At 69.5% G+C, this 20,291-nt stretch carries 15 protein-coding genes and 2 pseudogenes; 10 read left to right on the forward strand and 7 right to left on the reverse strand.

Going from position 1 to position 20,291, the window contains the following annotated elements:
• Positions 1-106: 106 nt before the first annotated feature.
• Positions 107-2,584: a heavy metal translocating P-type ATPase gene (locus C1I89_RS18690; RefSeq protein WP_102774117.1), complete on the forward strand. Its 2,478-nt coding sequence runs from the start codon at positions 107-109 to the stop codon at positions 2,582-2,584.
• Between the two features lies 1 nt (position 2,585).
• Here C1I89_RS18690 and C1I89_RS18695 read toward each other — a convergent pair whose 3' ends face one another.
• On the reverse strand, positions 2,586-4,106 hold the full coding sequence (locus C1I89_RS18695) for an argininosuccinate lyase (protein ID WP_102774118.1): 1,521 nt from the start codon (positions 4,104-4,106) through the stop codon (positions 2,586-2,588).
• Positions 4,107-4,246: 140 nt separating this feature from the next.
• Between C1I89_RS18695 and C1I89_RS18700 the strand changes: the two genes are divergently transcribed.
• Positions 4,247-5,197: a LysR family transcriptional regulator gene (locus C1I89_RS18700; RefSeq protein ID WP_102774119.1), complete on the forward strand. Its 951-nt coding sequence runs from the start codon at positions 4,247-4,249 to the stop codon at positions 5,195-5,197.
• Here C1I89_RS18700 and C1I89_RS18705 read toward each other — a convergent pair.
• Positions 5,172-6,683: a class I adenylate-forming enzyme family protein gene (locus tag C1I89_RS18705; protein ID WP_181390985.1), complete on the reverse strand. Its 1,512-nt coding sequence runs from the start codon at positions 6,681-6,683 to the stop codon at positions 5,172-5,174. The genes C1I89_RS18700 and C1I89_RS18705 overlap by 26 nt on opposite strands.
• Positions 6,684-6,966: 283 nt before the next feature.
• Between C1I89_RS18705 and C1I89_RS18710 the strand changes: the two genes are divergently transcribed.
• The 7 genes from C1I89_RS18710 (at position 6,967) to C1I89_RS18740 (ending at position 15,446) form a co-directional block, all read left to right on the forward strand.
• The gene (locus C1I89_RS18710) at positions 6,967-7,746 is read left to right on the forward strand and encodes a class II aldolase/adducin family protein (protein WP_102774121.1); all 780 of its coding nucleotides are present in this window, start codon (positions 6,967-6,969) and stop codon (positions 7,744-7,746) included.
• A gap of 46 nt (positions 7,747-7,792) precedes the next feature.
• The gene (locus tag C1I89_RS18715; RefSeq protein ID WP_102774122.1) at positions 7,793-8,785 is read left to right on the forward strand and encodes a ketopantoate reductase family protein; all 993 of its coding nucleotides are present in this window, start codon (positions 7,793-7,795) and stop codon (positions 8,783-8,785) included.
• Between the two features lie 32 nt (positions 8,786-8,817).
• Entirely contained in the window at positions 8,818-9,783 is a 966-nt protein-coding gene (locus C1I89_RS18720) for a tripartite tricarboxylate transporter substrate binding protein (protein ID WP_102774123.1), read from the forward strand.
• Positions 9,784-9,923: 140 nt separating this feature from the next.
• The gene (locus tag C1I89_RS18725; protein WP_102774124.1) at positions 9,924-11,906 is read left to right on the forward strand and encodes a flavin-containing monooxygenase; all 1,983 of its coding nucleotides are present in this window, start codon (positions 9,924-9,926) and stop codon (positions 11,904-11,906) included.
• On the forward strand, positions 11,907-12,788 hold the full coding sequence (locus tag C1I89_RS18730) for a patatin-like phospholipase family protein (protein ID WP_102774125.1): 882 nt from the start codon (positions 11,907-11,909) through the stop codon (positions 12,786-12,788).
• A 128-nt stretch (positions 12,789-12,916) separates the two neighbouring features.
• On the forward strand, positions 12,917-14,125 hold the full coding sequence (locus C1I89_RS18735) for a benzoate/H(+) symporter BenE family transporter (protein WP_102774126.1): 1,209 nt from the start codon (positions 12,917-12,919) through the stop codon (positions 14,123-14,125).
• 22 nt (positions 14,126-14,147) lie between these two features.
• Entirely contained in the window at positions 14,148-15,446 is a 1,299-nt protein-coding gene (locus tag C1I89_RS18740; RefSeq protein WP_102774127.1) for a serine hydroxymethyltransferase, read from the forward strand.
• Here the strand turns inward: C1I89_RS18740 and pdxR are convergent.
• The 4 genes from pdxR to C1I89_RS18760 form a co-directional block, all read right to left on the reverse strand.
• Positions 15,440-16,966, reverse strand: coding sequence for a MocR-like pyridoxine biosynthesis transcription factor PdxR (pdxR, locus tag C1I89_RS18745; RefSeq protein WP_102774128.1), 1,527 nt, complete (start codon positions 16,964-16,966; stop codon positions 15,440-15,442). The two genes, C1I89_RS18740 and pdxR, sit on opposite strands and share 7 nt — an antisense overlap.
• Positions 16,967-17,032: 66 nt before the next feature.
• Positions 17,033-17,728, reverse strand: a complete 696-nt coding sequence (locus C1I89_RS18750) for a glutamine amidotransferase (RefSeq protein ID WP_102774129.1) — start codon at positions 17,726-17,728, stop codon at positions 17,033-17,035.
• Positions 17,729-17,752: 24 nt separating this feature from the next.
• Positions 17,753-18,580 carry a YggS family pyridoxal phosphate-dependent enzyme gene (locus C1I89_RS18755; protein WP_102774188.1) on the reverse strand — a complete coding sequence of 276 codons (828 nt, stop codon included), beginning with the start codon at positions 18,578-18,580 and terminating at the stop codon, positions 17,753-17,755.
• An 86-nt stretch (positions 18,581-18,666) separates the two neighbouring features.
• Positions 18,667-19,554: an AraC family transcriptional regulator gene (locus C1I89_RS18760; RefSeq protein WP_102774130.1), complete on the reverse strand. Its 888-nt coding sequence runs from the start codon at positions 19,552-19,554 to the stop codon at positions 18,667-18,669.
• A gap of 119 nt (positions 19,555-19,673) precedes the next feature.
• Here C1I89_RS18760 and C1I89_RS18765 point away from each other — a divergent pair.
• Positions 19,674-19,976, forward strand: a pseudogene (locus C1I89_RS18765) (carboxymuconolactone decarboxylase family protein); the annotation flags it as partial.
• Between the two features lie 59 nt (positions 19,977-20,035).
• Here the strand turns inward: C1I89_RS18765 and C1I89_RS18770 are convergent.
• Positions 20,036-20,291 (reverse strand): annotated as a pseudogene (locus C1I89_RS18770) (hypothetical protein); the annotation flags it as partial.

The raw sequence follows: 20,291 nt of genomic DNA on the forward strand, positions 1-20,291 counted from the left end.
CAACCCCGCAGGGAGGAACTTTCGTCCGGAACGCTTGACCTTGACATCATTGGAATCTTTATAGTGGTCGCATCCACAGGAAATTCCTAGTTTTCAAGGAGCGGCAATGAGTTCCATCCCTGCAGACAGCATCGCGGTCAGCCTGCCCATCGAGGGCATGACCTGCGCCTCGTGCGTGGGCCGGGTCGAAAAGGCCCTGAAGGCCGTGCCGGGCGTAAGCAAGGCCAGCGTCAACCTGGCGACCGAACGCGCCGACATCTCCTTCGCGGGCGCGCCGGACGTGGCGGCGGCCGTGCAGGCGGTGCAGAAGGCCGGCTACACGGTGGCCGAAACCACCGTGGAACTGTCTGTGACCGGCATGACCTGCGCCTCCTGCGTGGGCCGGGTCGAGAAGGCCTTGAAGGCGGTGCCCGGCGTCAGCGGCGCCACCGTCAACCTGGCGACCGAGCGCGCCAGCGTCACCGCGGCTGGCGGCGTCGCCGCCAGCGCGCTGATCCAGGCCGTGGCCAAGGCCGGCTACGAAGCCCGGCCCATCGCCGAAGCCGCCAGCGACACCGACGCCGTGGCCGAACGCCAGGCCGCCGAGCGCCAGGCGCTCAAGCGCTCGCTGACCATCGCCGCCATCTTCGCGCTGCCCGTGTTCATCCTGGAGATGGGCGGCCACATGGTGCCGGCGTTCCACCATCTGATCGCCGGCACCCTGGGCACGCAAAACAGCTGGTACCTCCAGTTCGCGCTCGCCAGCATCGTGCTGTTCGGCCCCGGGCTGCGCTTTTTCCAGAAAGGCGTTCCGGCGCTGCTGCGCGGCGCGCCCGACATGAACTCGCTGGTGGCGGTGGGCACCTCGGCCGCCTATGCCTATTCGGTCGTCGCCACCTTCGCGCCCGGCCTGCTGCCCGCCGGCACGGTCAACGTCTATTACGAGGCCGCCGCGGTCATCGTGGCGCTGATCCTGCTGGGCCGCTACCTGGAGGCGCGCGCCAAGGGCAATACCTCCGAAGCCATCAAGCGCCTGCTCGGCCTGCAGGCCAAGACGGCGCGCGTGGTGCGCGACGGCGCGGTCCTGGAACTGGCCATCGAGGAAGTGGTCGCCGGCGACCTGGTCGAAGTCCGCCCGGGCGAACGCGTGCCGGTGGACGGCGAGGTCGTGGAGGGCAACAGCTTCATCGACGAATCCATGATCAGCGGCGAGCCCGTGCCGGTCGAGAAGCAGCCCGGCTCCGAAGTGGTGGGCGGCACGGTCAACCAGAACGGCGCGCTGACGCTGCGCGCCACCAAGGTCGGCAACGACACGGTGCTGGCGCAGATCATCCGCATGGTGGAGCAGGCGCAGGGCTCCAAGCTGCCGATCCAGGCGCTGGTCGACCGCATCACCATGTGGTTCGTGCCCGCGGTCATGGCGGCCGCCGTGCTGACCTTCATCGTCTGGCTCGCGTTCGGTCCCGAACCCGCGCTGACCTTCGCCCTGGTCAACGCCGTGGCGGTGCTGATCATCGCCTGCCCCTGCGCCATGGGCCTGGCCACGCCGACCTCCATCATGGTGGGTACCGGCCGCGCCGCGCAGATGGGCGTGCTGTTCCGCAAGGGCGAAGCGCTGCAATCGCTGAAGGACGCCAAGGTCGTGGCCGTGGACAAGACCGGCACGCTGACCAAGGGCCGCCCCGAACTGACCGACCTGGTCGTGGCGCAGGGCTTCGAGCGCGACGCCGTGCTGGGCAAGGTCGCGGCCGTCGAAGCCAAGTCCGAACACCCCATCGCCCAGGCCATCGTCGATGCGGCCAAGGCGCAGAACATCGCGCTGGGCGCGGTCTCGCAGTTCGAGTCCATCACCGGCTTCGGCGTGAGCGCCCGCGTCGACGGCGACCTGGTCCAGATCGGCGCCGACCGCTACATGCGCGAACTGGGCCTGGGCGTCGAGACCTTCGGCGCGCAAGCCGCGCGGCTGGGCGACGAAGGCAAGACCCCGCTCTACGCCGCCGTCAACGGCCGGCTCGCCGCCATGATCGCGGTGGCCGACCCGATCAAGGAAACCACGGCCGCGGCCATCCGCGCGCTGCACGAACTGGGCCTGAAGGTCGCCATGATCACGGGCGACAACCGCCGCACCGGCGAGGCCATCGCCCGCCAGCTCGGCATCGACGAAGTCGTCGCCGAAGTGCTGCCGGACGGCAAGGTCGAGGCGGTGCAGCGCCTGAAGCGCCAGTACGGCCCGATCGCCTACGTGGGCGACGGCATCAACGACGCGCCGGCGCTGGCCGAAGCCGACGTGGGCCTGGCCATCGGCACCGGCACCGACATCGCCATCGAGGCCGCCGACGTGGTGCTGATGTCCGGCGACCTGGGCGGCGTGCCCAACGCCATCGGGCTGTCCCAGGCCACGCTGCGCAACATCAAGCAAAACCTGTTCTGGGCCTTCGCCTACAACGTCGCGCTGATCCCGGTGGCCGCCGGCCTGCTGTATCCGGTCAACGGCAGCCTGCTGTCGCCGGTGTTCGCGGCCGGCGCGATGGCCCTGTCCAGCGTGTTCGTGCTGAGCAACGCGCTGCGGCTGCGCCGCTACGCGCCGCCCTTCGCCCCGGCCTGAATCAGCGGGCCTGCTCCTTCGACGCGCTGGCCACCAGCGCGTCGAAGCGTTTGTCCAGCTCGGCCAGCGCGTCGTCGATATGCGCGCGGCGCGCCTTGATCCAGGCGTCCTGCGACGCGAGCTGATCGCGCGCCTGCCTGAGCATGCGCTCCATCTCGGCCGGCTGCGGCCCGCCCAGCGTGGCGCGGTTCTTCACAATGGCCACCGGGTCCAGCGTGGAACGGAACTCCGCCTCGCTCATCGGCAACTCCGTGCCGTACTTCGAGTCCTTCATCGCGTCGGCGTAGATGCGGCGCGCCTGCTCGTACGGGAAATCCAGCGGCTTGATGTTGTTGGCCTTGGCGTAGCTCACCACTTCGGAGGCGAAATGGTGGCCATCGCGAAACGGCAGCTTGTACTTGCGCATCAGCACGTCGGCCAGTTCCTGCGAGGCGGTCCAGTCGCTGTTCAGCTCTTCGAGCGCGCGTTCGGGATTGATCACCATGGCCTTGAGCACCCGGTCCCAGCGCTTGAGCGCCGAGATGCCGGCGTCGACCATCGCGGAATTCTGCTTCACGTCCTTGGGGTCGCTCATGCCGGGGGTAATGTTGTGGGTCTGGATGACCGGCCCCAGGGCCAGCGTCACGGCGGTCGAGGCGTCGCTGCGGGTGTCGTTGAGCAGGCCGGGATTGCGCTTTTGCGGCATGGCGCTGGACACGTAGGTGTTGCCGCCGCCCTCCTGCAGCAGTATCCAGGGGCGCGGCTGGGCGTACTGCGTCATCACGTCTTCGACGAAGTTGCCCGTGCGCAGCGCGATGCTGGCGACGATGGCGCCCACTTCCACCGGCTGGTCCATGGAGGAAATCTGCGAGGCGTCGTAGGCGTTGTCGACCAGGGCCGTGAAGCCCAGATAGCGCGCCATGCGTTCGCGGTCCAGCGGCCAGCTGGTGCCGTTGAGCACCGTGGTGCCCATCGGCGAGCGGTCGATGCGCGCGTAGGCTTCGCGGATGCGCTGCGCGTCGCGCGCCAGCCCGGCCGCGTGGCCCAGCAGGTAGTGCCCGTAGCTGTTGGGCTGGGCGGCCACGCCGTTGGTGTAGTTCGGCACCACGGTGCCGGCCTGGCGCGCGGCCAGGTCCACCAGCGACGAGGCGGTGACGTTGAGCTGGCCGGCCAGCTCCAGCAGCTTGTCGCGCAGGATCGCGCTGCGGTAGGTGGCGTGCATGTCCTGGCTGGATCGGCCGGCGTGCAGCAGCGTCACGTCCTCGCCGGCGGCCTTGATCAGGAGCGGCTCGAAAGTGATGACGCTGGCCGGGCGCTTGGCCCCGGGCTGGTTGCCATCGCGGATCACCTGGGCCACGCCCGCGGCCAGGCGCGGCGCCATGCTTTTGTCCAGCAGGCCTTCGTCCGTATTGATGACGGCCGTGGCCTTGTTGATCTCGCCCAGCCAGAAGAACGGATCGCGCGGCGGCTGCTGGGCCGGCGCGGCCTGCGCGGCCAGCGACAGCGACAGGGCGGCGCCCAGGGTGGATAGCGGAAGTCTCATGGCGTGCTCGTCGAGGGAAGGGGAAACCCAGTGTATCGGCGCGCCCGGCTGCGGCATATCCCGGATTTCACCGAGCGGCGGGCGATGATGGCGCGCCGGTTTGCCATTAACATACGAGCGAAAATCCCTGCCTGACGCCTATGCCCCGTCCAAACCTGGTCAACGCCGAAACCCTGTGCATGATTGCGAAGCTGGGCAGCTTCCGCGCCGCCGCCGAGCGCCTGTACACCTCGCAGCCCGCCGTATCGGCGCGCATGCGCGAGCTGGAGCAGTCGCTGGGCTTCGCCCTGTTCGAGAAGCGCGGCCGCCGCCTGGAGCTGACGGTGCCGGCGCGCCGCTTCGTCGAACGCGTCGAGCCGCTGCTGCTGGCCGTGGAAGACGCCTTCACCGATGCGGAAGCGGTCACCAACGCCGCCGGCACGGTGCGCATCGGCATGGGCGAGATCTCCATGACCTGGTTTTCGCGCGTGGTGCCCGAGCTGCGCCGCGCGCTGCCGCGCGTCTCGTACGAAATCGAGCTGGACCTGGCGGTCAAGCTGCAGGAACACCTGGCCTCCGGCGCGCTCGATATCGCCATCGTGGCCAACCGGCTGCGCGACGATCAGTTCATCTGCACGCCGCTGGGCACCACGCGCATGTCCTGGATGGTGTCCTCGCGCCTGCTGACCGACGCCCAGGGCCAGCCCCGCTCGATGCAGTCGCTGCTGCGCACGGAACCGCTGTGGTGCGTGTCCCGTCCGTCCGGCTTCTTCGGCCCCGCCCAGGACGAACTGCGCGCCATGGGCGCCAACCTGGACAACGTCTGCAGCTGCAACCGGCTCAACAGCCTGATCGAGGTGGTCGAAGCGGGCGGCGGCATCGCCCAGCTTCCGGAGATGATGGTGACCGAGCAGGTCAAGGCCGGCACGCTGGTGCCGGTGGACCCGGACCTGGAGCCGCTGACGCTGGAATTCACGCTCGCCACGCACCGCAACCAGGGCCAGGCCGTGGTGCGGCAGGTGGTTCAGGCCCTGGCGCGGCTGGGCAAGGCCGCCACCGGCAGGCCGCGGGCGGCGCGGCGGCCGCTCACGCGCCCGACAGCGCCCGCTTGAGCACCTTGCCGCTCGCGTTGCGCGGCAGCTCGGCCATGAATTCCACGTGCTCGGGCACCTTGAAGTAGGCCAGCCGCTCGGCGCAATGCGCCTTGAGCGCCGCGGCGTCTTCGCCGCGGCCGTCGTGCAGCACGATGAACGCCTTGACGGACTGGTCGCGCACCGGGTCGGGCACGCCGACCACCGCCACGTCGCGCACGTCGGGGTGGCCCATCAAGGCCTCTTCCACCTCGGCCGCCGAGATGTTCTCGCCGGCCCGCTTGATCACTTCCTTCTTCCTGCCGAAGAAATAGAAATTGCCCTTCGCGTCCTGGTAGCCGAGGTCGCCGGTATGCAGCCAGCCGCCGTCGAACGCGGCCTGCGTCGCGGCCGGGTCGCGGTAATAGCCCAGCGTCAGCGTGCGCCCGGGATGGCCGCGCACCACGATCTCGCCGATCTGGCCCGGCGCGACCGGCCGGTTGTCGTCATCGACCAGGAACACTTCGCGGTCCGGCGTCGGACGCCCGATGGACGGGTAGGTGGACGGCGCGGCGTGCGACTGCAAGGTGATGTAGAGCATGGACTCGGACTGCCCGTAGCCGTTGCGCAGCGGAATGCGAAAACGCGCCACGAAGGCCTCGATCTCGGCCTCCGAAATATTGATGGCGTAGCCCGCATAGCGCACCTGGTGCGCGGTATCGAACGGCGAGGGCGCCTGGTTCAGCAAGGTGCGGCACAGCATGCCTGACAGGCTGCATATGGTGATGCGGTGCTCGATCAACTGACGCAGGTAGCGCGATGCGCTGTAGCGTTCGCCGATCACGGCGGTGGCGCCCGCGGTCAGGCAGGACAGCACCGTTTCCTGGCAATTGGCATGGAACAGCGGCTTGTTGTTGAACACGCGGTCGGCGCGCGACAGCCCGCTGTTGGCCGCGCCCGCCTGGCCGCACCACAGCAGGTTGGCCTGCGTCAGCATCACCCCCTTCGGCCGCGCCGACGTGCCCGAGGTATAGAGGATCTGCGCCAGGTCGTCGCTGCCCTGCGGCGGCGCGCGGAACGACTCCGGCGGCGCGGCCAGCTCGCACGACAGGCCCTCGGGTTTCAGGCTGCCGCGCGGCACGCAGGCGATGGACGGCGCCTGCGCCATCGTCGCGCAGACCTCGCGCACCAGCGCTTCGTGCGCCGGCTCCACCACCGCCAGCGCGGGCTGGCAATGCTCCAGCTGATAGGCCACTTCGGGAGCCGTCAGGTAGATGTTGCCAGCCACGATGACCGCGCCGGCCAGCATCAACCCCATCCACAGCGGCACGTACTCCGCCGTATTGCCCATGAACACGAACACGCGGTCGCCAGGCCTGACGCCCCGTGCCTGCAGCCCCGCCGCGAAGCGCATGGCGGCCTCGCGCAATTGGATGTAGCTGAGCTGGCTGACGTCGCCATTCTGGTACTCATGCACGACCGCTATCCGATGCCCGTGGCACTGCGCCTGTTCATCGAGCAAATCCATGATCGTGCGATTTCCTACAGCGTCCATCCAGCCTCCGGCATGTTCTGATTTTCAATGGCGCACCCGCGCCGCGTGGGAAGAAAACCAGTATAGGAACCGGCCCATGCGCGCACCAGCTAAACGTTTTTATGCGTTTCGATCAAGGTTTTTCATGCATTGCTTTGCCGCCGACGCATTGATGCGATTTATGCGTTTCCATCAAAACGTTTGCTTAGTCGCGGCAGGCCGGAAAACCTATACTGCGCATCAAAGGCGCCGCCAATGCGCCGTCCAGGCAGCAACCATGGAAACCGGAGGGGCAGTCGTGACAGCAGCATCGATCAAGGATCAGGTATCGGCCGAGGAATGGGCGGTGCGCGTCGACCTGGCCGCGGCCTACAACCTGGCGGTGGCCATGCGCATGACCGATCACATCTATACCCACATATCGGCACGGGTTCCGGGCGACGAGCCGCATTTCCTGATCAACGCCTACGGCCTGACCTTCGACGAAATCACCGCGTCGAACCTGGTCAAGGTGAACATCGACGGCGAGATCCTGCTGGACCGGACCGGGCTGGGCATCAACCCGGCCGGTTTCGTCATCCACAGCGCCATCCACCGCGCGCGGCACGACGCCGCCTGCGTGATGCACACCCACACGGCCGCCGGCATCGCGGTCTCGGCGCAGCAGACGGGCCTGCTGATGATCTCGCAGCACGCGATGCGCTTTCACAGGCGCCTGGCCTACCACGACTACGAAGGCGTGGCGCTGGACATGGACGAGCAGCAGCGCCTGGTGGCGGACCTGGGGCCGCACAACGCGATGATTCTGCGCAACCACGGCCTGCTGGCCTGCGGCGCCAGCGTGCCCGACGCGTTCGACGCCATGTTCTACCTGGAGCGCGCCTGCCAGGCGCAGGTTGCGGCGCTGGCCGGCGGCCTGCCCCTGGTGGTTCCGCCCGAAGCCGTCGCGGAAAAAGTCGGGCGCCAGTTCGACAAGCTCGACCGCCCTTCGCGCCACAAGCACTGGCCTCCCCTGCTCCGGATGCTGGAAGGCATCCGGCCCGCCTACAAACAGTAGCGGCAACCGCGCCGCCTCCCGGGCGGCCCACTTTCGCAGCGTAGCAATGGAAAATTCTCATCAGTGCCGCATCGCGGTATACGGTGCGGGCGCGATCGGCTGTCTGCTGGCCGCGCGCCTGGCCCAGGCGGGATGCCACGTGTCCGTGGTGGCGCGGGGCGAGACCCTGGACGCCCTGCGCCGGCACGGCGCGGGCCTGGCCGTGGACGGCGCCGTTCACCGCCATCCCGTGCACGCCACGGACGATCCCGCGCAGATACGCGAGGTCGACTATCTGTTCCTGACCGTCAAGCAGCAGGCCCTGCCCGCGATCGCTCCCGGCCTCATGCCCATGCTGGCCGCCGGCGGCGCCATCGTGCCCGCGGTCAACGGCATCCCGTGGTGGTATCTGCCCACGCTGGACTCGCCGCTGGGCGCCGCGCCGCTGGTCTCGGTCGACCCCCAGGGCGTGCTGGCGCGCGCGGTGCCGCTGGAGCGGGTGCTGGGCGCCGTGGTCTATATCGCCGCGCACAGCGCACAGCCCGGCGTCGCGTCGCAGGACGCGCGCAACAACCTCGCCATCGGCGAGCCGGACGGCGCGCTGTCGCCGCGCGCGCTGCGGCTGGCGCGCCTGCTGACGCAGGCCGGCGTGCAATGCGAGGCCAGCCCGCGCATCCACGAGGCCGTCTGGATCAAGGCGGCAGGCAACGCCACCTTCAACCCGCTGAGCGTGCTGGCCCACGCGCGCATGGACGCGCTGGTGTCGGACCCTTACCTGAGCAGGCTGGCCCGCGCCCTGCTGCATGAGTATCTGTCGCTGGGCAAGGCGCTGGGCCTCGCGCTCGACGTGACCGTGGAGCAGCGCATGCAGGCGGCCGCCGGCTCGGGCGCGGCGCAGACCTCGATGCTGCAGGACGCGCTCAAGGGCAAGCCGCTGGAGACCGACGCGCTTATCGGCGCCATGGTCGAGATCGCCGAAAAACTAGACCTGGACATGCCCTGCGCCAACATGGTGTGGGGCCTGATCCGGCATCGGAACCGCAGCGCCGGTTCGCTCTGATACCCAACCGGGACAACAACAGGAGACAAGACATGAAATGGCTATCGCACTGCCTCGCCGCCGCCCTGCTGTGCGCGGGCGCGGCCGCCCAGGCGCAGGACTATCCGGCCAGGCCGGTCAACATCGTGGTGCCGTTCACGCCCGGCGGCGTGACGGACGTCATGACCCGCCAGATCGCCGCCAAGCTGCAGGACGACCTGGGCCAGCCCGTGGTGGTGGTCAACAAGCCCGGCGCCGGCACCATGATCGCATCGGCCTACGTGGCCAAGGCGCCCGCCGACGGCTACACCCTGCTGATGGCGGCCTCGTCGCTGGGGATCGCGCCCAGCCTGTACAAGAACACCGCGAACTACGACCCGGTCAAGGACTTCCAGCCCGTGTCGCTGATCGCCAGCGTGCCGCACATCCTGGTGACCGGCAAGCAGGTCCAGGCGAGCAGCGTGAAGGACCTCATCGCCACGCTCAAGAAGGACGGCCGCGCCGCGACGTTCGCGTCCTCGGGCAACGGCACCTCCAACCATCTGGAGGGCGAGCTCTTCGCTGCGCTCACCGGGTTGAAGATGACGCACATCCCGTACAAGGGCAGCGTGCCCGCGCTGACCTCGGTGGCCGGCGGCGAAGTCGACATGCTGTTCGTGGACATCGCGGCCGCCCAGCCCTTCCTCGACAGCGGCAAGGTGCGCCCGCTGGCCGTCACCACCAAGACCCGCTCCGCCGTGCTGCCCGAACTGCCCACGGTGGAAGAGTCCGGGCTGCCCGGCTACGACGCCATGCCCTGGCTGGGCATCGTGGCGCCCGCCGGCACGCCGCCCGCGGTGGTCGAGCGCCTGCAGGCCTCGCTGCAGAAAATGAAGGCGGCGCCCGACATCCAGCAACAGTTCAGGAAGATGGGCCTGGACGGACAGTTCACCCGGCCCGATGCGTTCGGCGCCTTCATCGTCAGCGACAGCGCCAAATGGGCCGAGCTGATCAGGAAGTCCGGCGCCAGCGCCGAATAGCGCTCCCTCGCGGCCGGACGCGGACACACCGCGCCGCCCGCTTCCCCCCAACCACGCCGACGATCCGTGGCCCGCAACGATGCGCCGCCGCGCGGCCCCGGCTTTTCCGTCTACTCCGAAGGACCCCTATGCAACGCGATATGCAACGCGACACTCCGGCATCCGATATCCCGCCCAGCGCAGACGCATGGGAGGCCCGGCTGAAACGCGCGCTGGCCAGCGCCAACATCCCCACCCTGCTGATGGTGCTGGTGCACCTGACCGGCGACACCGGCTGGCTGTCCGAACGCTTCCAGTGTTCGCGCATCAAGGGGCTGGAAGACAACGATCCCGGCGGCCTGCCCGACGCGGTACAGGACGAGATACGCGCGGCGGCCCATGCGGCCATCGTGCGCGCCCGGCAAGGCCTGGCGCCCGGACTGCCCGCCCCCACGCACGCGCAGCTGGTGGCCATGCTGCGCACCAGCGTGGGCGAAGAGATCCCCGATTCGTACGGCCCGATGATCGCCGCCTGGCTGGGCCTGGACCCCGACTTCGCGCTCGAACAGCGCGACGCGTTCCCGGTGCCCGAGGGCTATCGGGTGCTGGTCATCGGCGCCGGCGTGGCCGGGCTGTGCGCCGCGATCCGCCTGCAAGGCGCCGGCATTCCCTATGTCGTGATCGAGAAGAACGCCGAGGTCGGCGGCACCTGGTACGAGAACCGCTATCCGGGCGCGGGCGTCGACACGCCCAACCACATCTATTCGTACTCCTTCGCCAAGCACGACTGGTCGCGCTACTTCGCGCTGCAAGGCGAGATCCAGGGCTACTTCGAAGGCGTGGCCGACCAGTACGGCGTGCGCCGGAACATCCGCTTCAACACCAAGGTGGCGTCCGCCCGCTACGACGAGACCGACATGCGCTGGCGCGTGCGCACCGTGGACGGGGACGGCCGCGAGCAGGACTATGTGGCCGACATCCTGATCAGCGCGGTGGGACTGCTGAACGTGCCCAAGCTGCCCGCCATCGCCGGGCTGGACAGCTTCGCCGGCCCTTGCTTTCATACCGCGCACTGGCCGGCGGACATCGATCTGCGCGGCAAGAAGGTGGGCATCATCGGCAATGGCGCAAGTTCGATGCAGGTCGTTCCCGCCATCGCCGACCAGGTCGAATCGCTGACCATTTTCCAACGTTCCAAGCAATGGGCCGCGCCCTTCGAAAAATTCCAGAAACCGGTGCCGCAGGACGTGCGCTTCCTGTTGCGCGAAGTGCCTTACTACCAGGAGTGGTATCGGCAGCGGCTGGCCTGGATCTTCAACGACAGGGTCCACGCCACCTTGCAGATCGATCCGGACTGGCCGCATCCCGAGCGCTCCATCAACAAGATCAACGACCGGCACCGCGAGCATTTCACCGACTACATCAAGGCCGAACTCGGCGCGCGCCAGGACCTGCTGCCCGACGTGCTGCCCGACTACCCGCCGTTCGGCAAGCGCATGCTGATGGACAACGGCTGGTTCCGCACCGTGGCGCGCGATCACGTCAGGCTGGTCACGGGCGGCATCGAGCGCATCACGCCCAGGGCGGTGGTCAGCGACGACGGCACGGCCCATGAGCTGGACGTGCTGGTGGTGGCCACGGGCTTCGACGCGATCAACCTGCTGTCCTCGTTCAAGCTGTACGGCCGCGGCGGCCGCTCCATCCGCGAGGCCTGGGACGAAAAAGGCGCGGAGGCCTTCATGGGCGTGGCCGCGCCGGGCTTTCCCAACCTCTTCATCCTGGCCGGGCCGAATACGGCGCTGGGCCATGGCGGCAGCGTGGTCGCGCTGCTGGAAACCCAGGTCCGCTACGTCATGGGCCTGCTGCAGCAAGGCATGGCGAGCGCCGGCGGCCGCTTCGAGCTGGAGGTCCGCAAGGACCGCCACGACGCCTACAACGCGCGCGTGCAGGCCGCCCATGACCGCATGATCTGGACCCACAAGGGCATGAGCAACTGGTACAGGAACGCGCACGGCAAGGTGGTGGCGCCCACGCCGTTTCGCAACGACGACTACTGGCACATGCTGCGCAAGACCGACATGGGCGACTACCACTACCGCAGCGCGTCGGCGCAGCCCCGGCGCGCCCGCGAGGAGGCGGCCTGAATGGCGCGGCCCGCACATGGACGATGCCTGGTCCTGGGCTGCGGCGGCGTGACCGGGCTGGCATGGGAAATCGGCTTGCTGGCGGGGCTGGAGCGCCAGGGCGTGGACCTGGCCGCGGCCGACCTGTTCATCGGCTGCTCCGCGGGCTCCGTCGTCGGCGCCCAGCTGGCGCGCGGCGTGCCGCTGACGCAGTTGCTGGCGGCGCAACTGAACGGCGACGCGGCCGCCGCCGAACGCGCGCGGCCCTATTCGCAGGAAGCGGCGGATGAAAAGAACCGCGCGCTGTACGAGAAAGTCGGCGGCGACCTGCGCCGGGCGCGCCAGCGCATCGGCGCCTACGCGCTGCGCAGCGCCACGCCGGCGCCGGCCGTGCGGCGCGCCATCATCGCCGCGCGCCTGGGCAGCGCCGGCTGGCCCGCCAAGCCCCTGCGCGTGGTGGCCGTCGACGCGCACACCGGCGAGGCGCGCGGCTTCGGCGCCGGCGATGGCGTGGACTTCATCGACGCCGTCGCCGCCAGCTGCACGGTGCCGGGAGCCTGGCCCGCCGTGGCCATCGGCGAGTCGGCCTACATGGACGGGGGCATCCGTTCCATGACCAACGCCGACATGGCGGCGGGGTTCCGGCAAGTGGCGGTGCTGGCGCCGCTGGGATACCGCGACGGCAATCCGGTCAGCGGCCATCTGCGCCGCGAACTGCGCGAGCTGCAGGCCGGCGGCAGCGCGGCGCTGGCGCTGCTGCCCGACGAGGCGAGCGCGCAGGCCATCGGCGACAACGTGCTCGATCCCGCCCGCATCGTCGACGCCGCCGCGGCCGGCGTGCGCCAGGCCGCGGCCCTGGCCCGCGCCGTGCGGGCCGTCTGGAATCCGCCCTCAGACGGCTGAGCGGCGCAAAAGCGGTCTGCCCATCCCTGCGAATGTGGCATGAACAGACCTGCCACACCGATCCTAGACTTCGGGTTCGCGCCCGGCTGGCCGTCCAGCCGGGTTTCCAGACGAACGCGGAGTGCTACATGAACGCATCGCCGGCGCGCCTTCGAGCCGCCGATCTCTTTTCCCCCACCGTCGCGGCGCTGATCTCGGTGCTGGTCAACTACGGCGGCACTTTCGTGCTGGTGTTCCAGGCCGCCGAACTGGCCCGGCTCACGCCGGCCCAGACCGCGTCCTGGGTGTGGGCCGTGTCGGTCGGCGTGGGCGTCACCGGCGCGCTCCTGAGCTGGCGCTACAAGGCGCCCATCATCACCGCGTGGTCCACGCCCGGCGTGGCGTTCCTGGCCACCGTGATGCCGTTCACGCCCTACGGCGAAGTCATCGGCGCGTATGTGATCTCGGCGCTGGGCTTCATCGCGCTGGGCCTGTCCGGCGCGTTCGACCGGCTGGTCCGCATGATTCCGGGCGGCATCGCCGCCGGGCTGCTGGCCGGCATACTGCTGCAGTTCGGCGTCAACGCCTTCGGCGGCGCCAGCGCCGACCCGCTGCTGGTGATCGTGCTGGTGATTTCCTATGCGCTGCTCAAGCGCTTCACCTCGCGCTTCGCGGTGGTGGGCATACTGCTGATCGGCGTGGGCCTGCTGATCGCCCAGGGCCGCATCGATTTTTCGGCGATCCATCTCAGCCTGGCCGCGCCGGTCTTCGAAATGCCGCGGTTTTCGCTGCAGGCCCTGCTCGGCGTGGCGCTGCCCTTGTTCATCATCACGCTGACCGGGCAATACATGCCGGGCATGCTGGTGCTGCGCCACGACGGCTACCAGACCAGCGCCAATCCCATCGTGACGGTGACCGGCCTGGGCTCGCTGCTGATGGCGCCGTTCGGCGCGCACGCCTTCAACGTGGCGGCCATTACCGCCGCGATCTGCACCGGCCGCGACGCGCATCCCGATCCGGCCAAGCGCTACGTGGCCGGCCTGGCCTGCGGGCTGTTCTACATCCTGGTCGGCACCTTCGGCGTCACCCTGGCCACGCTGTTCATGGTGCTGCCCAAGGCCTTCATCACGACGCTGGCCGGCCTGGCGCTGCTGGGCGCGATCGGCGGCAGCCTGGCCAACGCCATGGCCGACGCCCGCACCCGCGAAACCGCGCTCATCACCTTTCTGGCCACCGCCGCCAACGTCACGCTGCTGGGCGTGGGCGGCGCGTTCTGGGGCCTGGTGGCCGGCCTGACCGCCCACCTGCTGATCCACGGCGGCCAGCCCCGGCTGGCCGGCAGCCCCGCCAAACCCTGAAACCACCGACACGCGAACCGACATGACCGATCTTTCCATTTCCGAAGGGCTGGCGCCGGCCGGCGTCAGCGCCCTGCCCCTGCAACAGGCCGATCCCGAACTGTGGCGCGCCGTCGACGCCGAACGGCTGCGCCAGCGGCGCTCCATCGAGCTGATCGCCTCCGAGAACTTCGTCAGCCGCGCGGTGCTGGAGATCCAGGGCTCGGTGCTGACCAACAAATACGCCGAGGGCTATCCGGGCCGCCGCTACTACGGCGGCTGCGTCAACGTGGACGTGGCCGAACGCCTGGCGATCGAGCGGGCGCAGCGCCTATTCGGCGCCCGCCACGCCAACGTTCAGCCACATTCCGGCAGCCAGGCCAATCAGGCGGTCTATCTGGCGCTGCTCGCGCCCGGCGACAAGATTCTGGGCCTGGACCTCAAGGCCGGTGGACACCTGACGCACGGCGCCCAGGTCAATCTTTCCGGACGCTGGTTCCAGGCCGTGAGCTATGGCGTGGATCCGCACAGCCAGCGGGTGGACATGGACGAGGTCGCGCGCATCGCGCGCCGCGAACGGCCGCGGCTGATCGTCGCCGGCGGGTCGGCCTACGCGCGCACCTATGACTTCGCCCGGTTCCGCGCCATCGCCGACGAAGTGGGCGCGTTCTTCATGGCCGACATGGCGCATTTCGCCGGCCTGGTCGCCGGCGGCGTCTACCCCACGCCCGTGCCCCATGCGCACGTCACCACGACCACCACGCACAAGACGCTGCGCGGCCCGCGCGGCGGCATGATCCTGAGCAACGACGACGAGATCGCCAGAAAGATCGACTCGGCCGTCTTCCCCGGCCTGCAGGGCGGCCCGCTCATGCACGTTGTGGCGGCCAAGGCGGTGGCGTTGGGCGAGGCGCTGCAACCGTCGTTTCGCGCCTATGTGCGCGCCGTGGTCGAGAACGCGCAGGCGCTGTGCGCGCGGCTGTCGCAGGGCGGCCTTTCCATCGTGTCCGGCGGCACCGACTGCCACCTCGGCGTGGTGGACCTGCGTCCGTGGGGGCTGGCGGGCAACGTCGCGGAACAGGCGCTGGAGCGGGTCGGCATCACGCTGAACAAGAACGCCGTCCCGCACGATACGGCCCGGCCGGCCGTGACCTCCGGCATACGCGTGGGCAGCGCGGCCTGCACCTCGCGCGGCATGGGGCCGGACGCGTTCCAGGAGATCGGCGACATGATGCTGGCCCTGTTGGGCGCGCTGCGCGCCGGCGCCGTGGACCGCCGCGGCGAAGACGCGATCCGCGAAGGCGTGGCCGCGCTGGTCGAGCGCTATCCGCTGCCCTATTGAGGCCGCGGCTGGCGCGCGCGCCGGGGCCGGCTGCCCAGCGCGTTGGCCAGGCGCAGCATCGCGGCCTCGATCTCGTAGGTGGTCAGCGAGGCGTAGCCCAGCAGCCAGCCCTGCCTGCGTTCGGGTCCGGCGTACAGCCGGCTCAACCCGGGCAGCCGCAGGCCGACGGCGGCGGCCTGGCGGATGGTTTCCTCTTCGGACCAGCCGCGCGCGAGCAGACAGGGCAGCTGCAGCCCGCCCGCCGGACGCGCGGGCGTGGCGATGCCGTCCAGGTGCCGGCCGATGGCGTCGAGCAAGGCCTGGCGGCGTCCGGCATAGAGCTTGCGCATCGCGCGCACGTGCGAGTTGTAGTGCCCGTCTTCCATGAAGCGCGCCAGCGTCAGCTGCAGGATCTGCGGCGTATGGCCGTCCATGATGCTGCGCGCGTGGGTGAAGGCGTCCACCAGTTCCGGCGGCAGCGCCATGTATCCCAGCCTCAGCCCGGGATACAGCGTCTTGGCGAAGGTGCCCAGATAGAGCGTGCGCTGATGGCGGTCCAGGCCCTGCACGCAGGCGGTCGGCGGGCCGTCGTAGTGGAATTCGCTGTCGTAGTCGTCCTCGATGATCCACTTGCCGCCGGCCGCCGCCCAGTCGATCAGTTCCAGCCTGCGCGCCAACGACAGCGTGGCGCCCGTGGGGTACTGGTGCGACGGGGTCACGTATACGCAGCTCGCGCCGCTGCGGTCGGCGCACAGGAGGTCCGTGCGGATGCCGTGCGCGTCCACGGCTATGGGCGCGATCCAGGCCTGCGCCGCCTCGAACGCCTTTCTGGCGCCGAAGTAGCCGGGGTTCTCCATCAGGATGGGCTTGCCGGCGTCGGCCAGCAGCTGCGCGCACAGGTACAGGGCCTGCCGCGTGCTGCTGAGCACCAGGATCTGCCCGGCGGAGACCTTGGCCCCGCGCTCCAGGTTCAGGTAGGCGGCGATGGCCTTGCGCAGCGGCTCGGCGCCCTGCGGGTCGCCATGCAGCAGCATGCTGGCGCGGTAATCCCTGGACGCCTGCCGCTGCAGGCGCTCCCAGATTTCGAGCGGGAAATTGCGGGTTTCGGGCAGGCCGGTGGCGAAGGCCTTGATCGATTGCTGGTCGGCCACGCCGCCGCTGTCCAGTATCGCGCGGCCGCGCCGGCTCAAGCCCGCGCCGGGCTCGGCCGCTCGGCCCGCGGCGTCCGGCCTGGCGCGCCGGGGCGCCGCCCCGCGCAGCGGGATCGCCACCGAGTCCGACACATAGCTGCCCGATCCCTCGCGCCGCACGATGTAGCCGTCGCGATGCAATTGCACGTAGGCGTTTTCGACGGTGTCGCGGGACACGCCCAGCGACCTGGCCAGCACGCGGGTCGCCGGCAGCTTCACGCCCGGCGCCAGCGCGGTGTCCAGGATCAGCGCGCGCAGCGCGCGCTGGATGCGCTGGTTCAAGTCCAGGCGCAGCAGGTCCGCGTCGTTCAGGCGTATTTTCAGCGTGTCGAGTTCGAACGTCTTGGCCATGCGGTCTGCTCGGGGCTATGGAACCGGGCCGGCCATTCTATCCGTGGCGCCCGCAAGGCGGGTGCTTCAGAATCCGTCCAGCCACAAGCCGAACGCCAGGCCGGCGCAATGCGCCAGCGCCGCGCCGTGCGTGGCGGCGTCGGCCCGGATGGCCGCCGGATCGACGCCGCGCAGGCTCAGTTCGCAGGCATGGCCGATCAGCCATTGCTCGATGCGGCCGGCGTCGGCTTCGAGATGGAATTGCAGGCCGAGTATGTGCGGCCCGAGCGCGAAAGCCTGATTGGGAAACCCCGGCGTCTCGGCGAGCCGGCGGGCGCCGGACGGAATGGCGAACTGGTCGCCGTGCCAGTGCAGCACCGGCACGGACTGGATCTCGCGCAGCGGCGTATCCAGGCCGTCGGCGGTGAGCGTCAGCGGCGCATAGCCGATTTCCGCGCGGCCGGTTGGCGCGACCTCGGCGCCCAGCGCCGCCGCCATGAGCTGCGCGCCCAGGCAGATGCCCAGGGTCGGCCTGTCCTGCCGCAGGCGCTGGCCGATGGCGCGCAATTCGTCCTGCAGGAAGGGATAGCGGCCGGTCTCGTAGACGCCGATGGGACCGCCCAGGATCACGGCCAGGTCGGCCGCGGCCAGCGCGTCGGGGTCTATCGCGTCCACGCCCGCCTCCAGGTATTGCACCGCATAGCCGCGGTCTTGCAGGAGCGGGGCGAGGATGCCCAGGTCTTCGAACGGAACGTGGCGGACGACCAGCGCGTTGCGGTTCATGGCGGCTCTCCGAAAAGACGGCGCTCAGGCCGCGGCGTCCGGGCCGGATTCGGCCGGCCAGTAGTAGGAATCGGGCGTGTTGCGGGCGCCGAAGATGGCTTGCCCGACGCGGACCACGGTGGCTCCTTCCTCGATGGCGATTTCGTAGTCGCCCGACATGCCCATGGACAGCTCGTCCAGGCCCACGCCCTGCGGGCATTCCTGGCGCAGCCGGTCGCGCAGCGTGCGCAGCAGCACGAAGCATTGCCGCACCCGCGCCGCCTCGGCCGAGAACAGCGCCAGCGTCATCAGCCCGCGCACGCGCAGCGACGGAAACGACGGCATCTGGCGCAGAAAGGCCGCCGTCTCGTCGGGCTGCAGGCCGTATTTGCTGGCTTCGCCCGAGGTGTTGACCTGGACGAACACGTCCAGCGAGCGGCCTTCGCCCTGCAGCCGACGGTCCAGCGCCTCGGCCACCCTGAGGCTGTCGAGCGCCTGGAATTCCGCGGCGTAGCGCGCCACCAGCTTGGCCTTGTTGGTTTGCAAATGGCCGATGACAGACCATTTCAGGTCGGTCAGATCGGCCATGGCTTCCCACTTGCGCGAGACTTCCTGCAGCTTGTTTTCGCCGAGACATCGACAACCTGCGGCATAGGCCAGCCGGATGCGGGCCTCGTCCACGGTCTTGCTTACGGGCAGCAGGCGCACGCCGGCGGGATCGCGCCCGGCGCGTTCGCATGAGGCGTCGATGCGCGCATGCACCGCCGCCAGGTTGCGGCGGAAATCCTCGACCGTTTCGGCTTGCGGCCAGCGGCCGTGCTGGTCGTGCTGCGTCTGGGTATCGCTGCCCAGATCCTGGGTATCCTGGTTCATGACTGCCTCGTGCAGGGATGTGGCGCGCGGCGCGCGCGGAACTGCGCGCGCCAGGAAATATGTCATAGGTCAAATACTAGCATGGCCTAACTGCTTCGGCGCACGCCCCGCGCAGGGGCCGCCAGCCACTCGCGCGGGGACGCGCCCATGCGCTGCCGGAACGCCTTGGACAGCGACGAGGCGCTGGCGTAGCCCAGCTCGGCCGCGACCTGCTTCACCGGCCTGCCGCCTCGCATCATCGAAGCCGCGAGGCTCAGGCGCCAGTCGGCCAGATAGGCGGCCGGCGTGGCGCCGGTGGCCGCCTTGAAGGCCGCCGCGAAGGCGCTGCGCGACATGCCCGCGATCTCCGCCATCTTCGCCAGCGGCCATTCGTCGCAGGGAGAACGATGCACCGCCACCAGCGCCCGGGCCAGGCGCGGATCGGCCAGGCCCATCATCAGCCCGCTGTTCACGCCGGCCCGGGCCGGATGGTCCAGTATCCACCTGAGCAGCTGGATCAGCACCACCTCGAACAGGCGGTCGGCCAGCAGCCGCGAACCGCAGCGGACGTGGTCGGCTTCGGCGAACAACAGGTCCAGCGCCGGACGCAGGCCCTCGACCTCGTCCAGCGGCACCCGGATCAGCGGCGGCAGCGACTGCACCAGCGGATGGCGTTCGCCGCCGTCGAAATCGAGCGCGGCGCAGGTGAAGTCCGACCCATCCACCGGCGGGTTCACGAACTCGTGGCGCAGCGCGCGCGGATAGAACAGCAGCGTGGGTTCGTCCAGCCGCAGCCGCGGCGCGAGGCCGCCGCCGGGCCGGTGCCGCAGCTCCATCTCGCCGCGGCGCAGGACGTGCAGGAATCCACGGCCCGGCACCGCCTCGAACGTCTGGGCGCCGCACAGCGCGCCGGTGTGGAACAGCGTGGCGCGCACGCGGAAACGGTCCAGCAGGGCCGAGAGCCGGTCTACCTGGGAAATGGCGGCATTACGCATGGTTTGGACGTTCGGACATTTTTTATGGACATTACAGCACCATACGTCCAGAAATTCTACGTACGATTTGCCTGTCCGCCCCATCGGGATGGCATTTCTTCCACACCAGGAGTCACATCATGTCCAGAGTTCCCCTGATCGACGCCAACGCCACCACCGCCGACCGCCAGGCGCTGCTGGCCCAGATCCACGGCGCTTTCGGAGCCACGCCCAATATGTTCCGCGCGGTGGCCAATTCGCCGGCGGCGCTGCAAAGCATGTGGGGCGCGTTCGGCGCCCTCGGCGCGGGCGTCATCCCGGCCAGGCTGGGCGAGCAGATCGCCGTGGCCGTGGCCGACCGCAATGCTTGCGAGTATTGCCTTGCGGCCCACACCGCCCTGGGCCGCAAGGCCGGCGCCAGCGCCGAGGAAATGTCCGCCGCTGTAGCGCGCCACTTGGTTTGAGACATTGAACCACTTGGTTTGAGACAGCCCGCAGCACCTCAAAACAGCCCCTGCTGGCCAATTTCCCGCCGCCCCTGCTCGCAGGCGTCGTTCCAGATCAGCAGCTCCCTGGCCGCGCTGCCGGCACCACCCCCGACCGTGTACTTAATGCCCAGCACGTCCATGTGCAGGCCGGCGAACACCCGGCGGATGTCGGGGTGGTCGTTGATGCTGATAACCATCGCCCCGCTGATAGACCTGGCCAGCTCGGCCATGCGCTCGTAGTGCTCGAAACCGAACTCGACCCCGTAGCCC

This window comes from Achromobacter pulmonis (assembly GCF_002885955.2).
In the GTDB taxonomy this organism is placed as follows: domain Bacteria; phylum Pseudomonadota; class Gammaproteobacteria; order Burkholderiales; family Burkholderiaceae_B; genus Achromobacter; species Achromobacter pulmonis_A.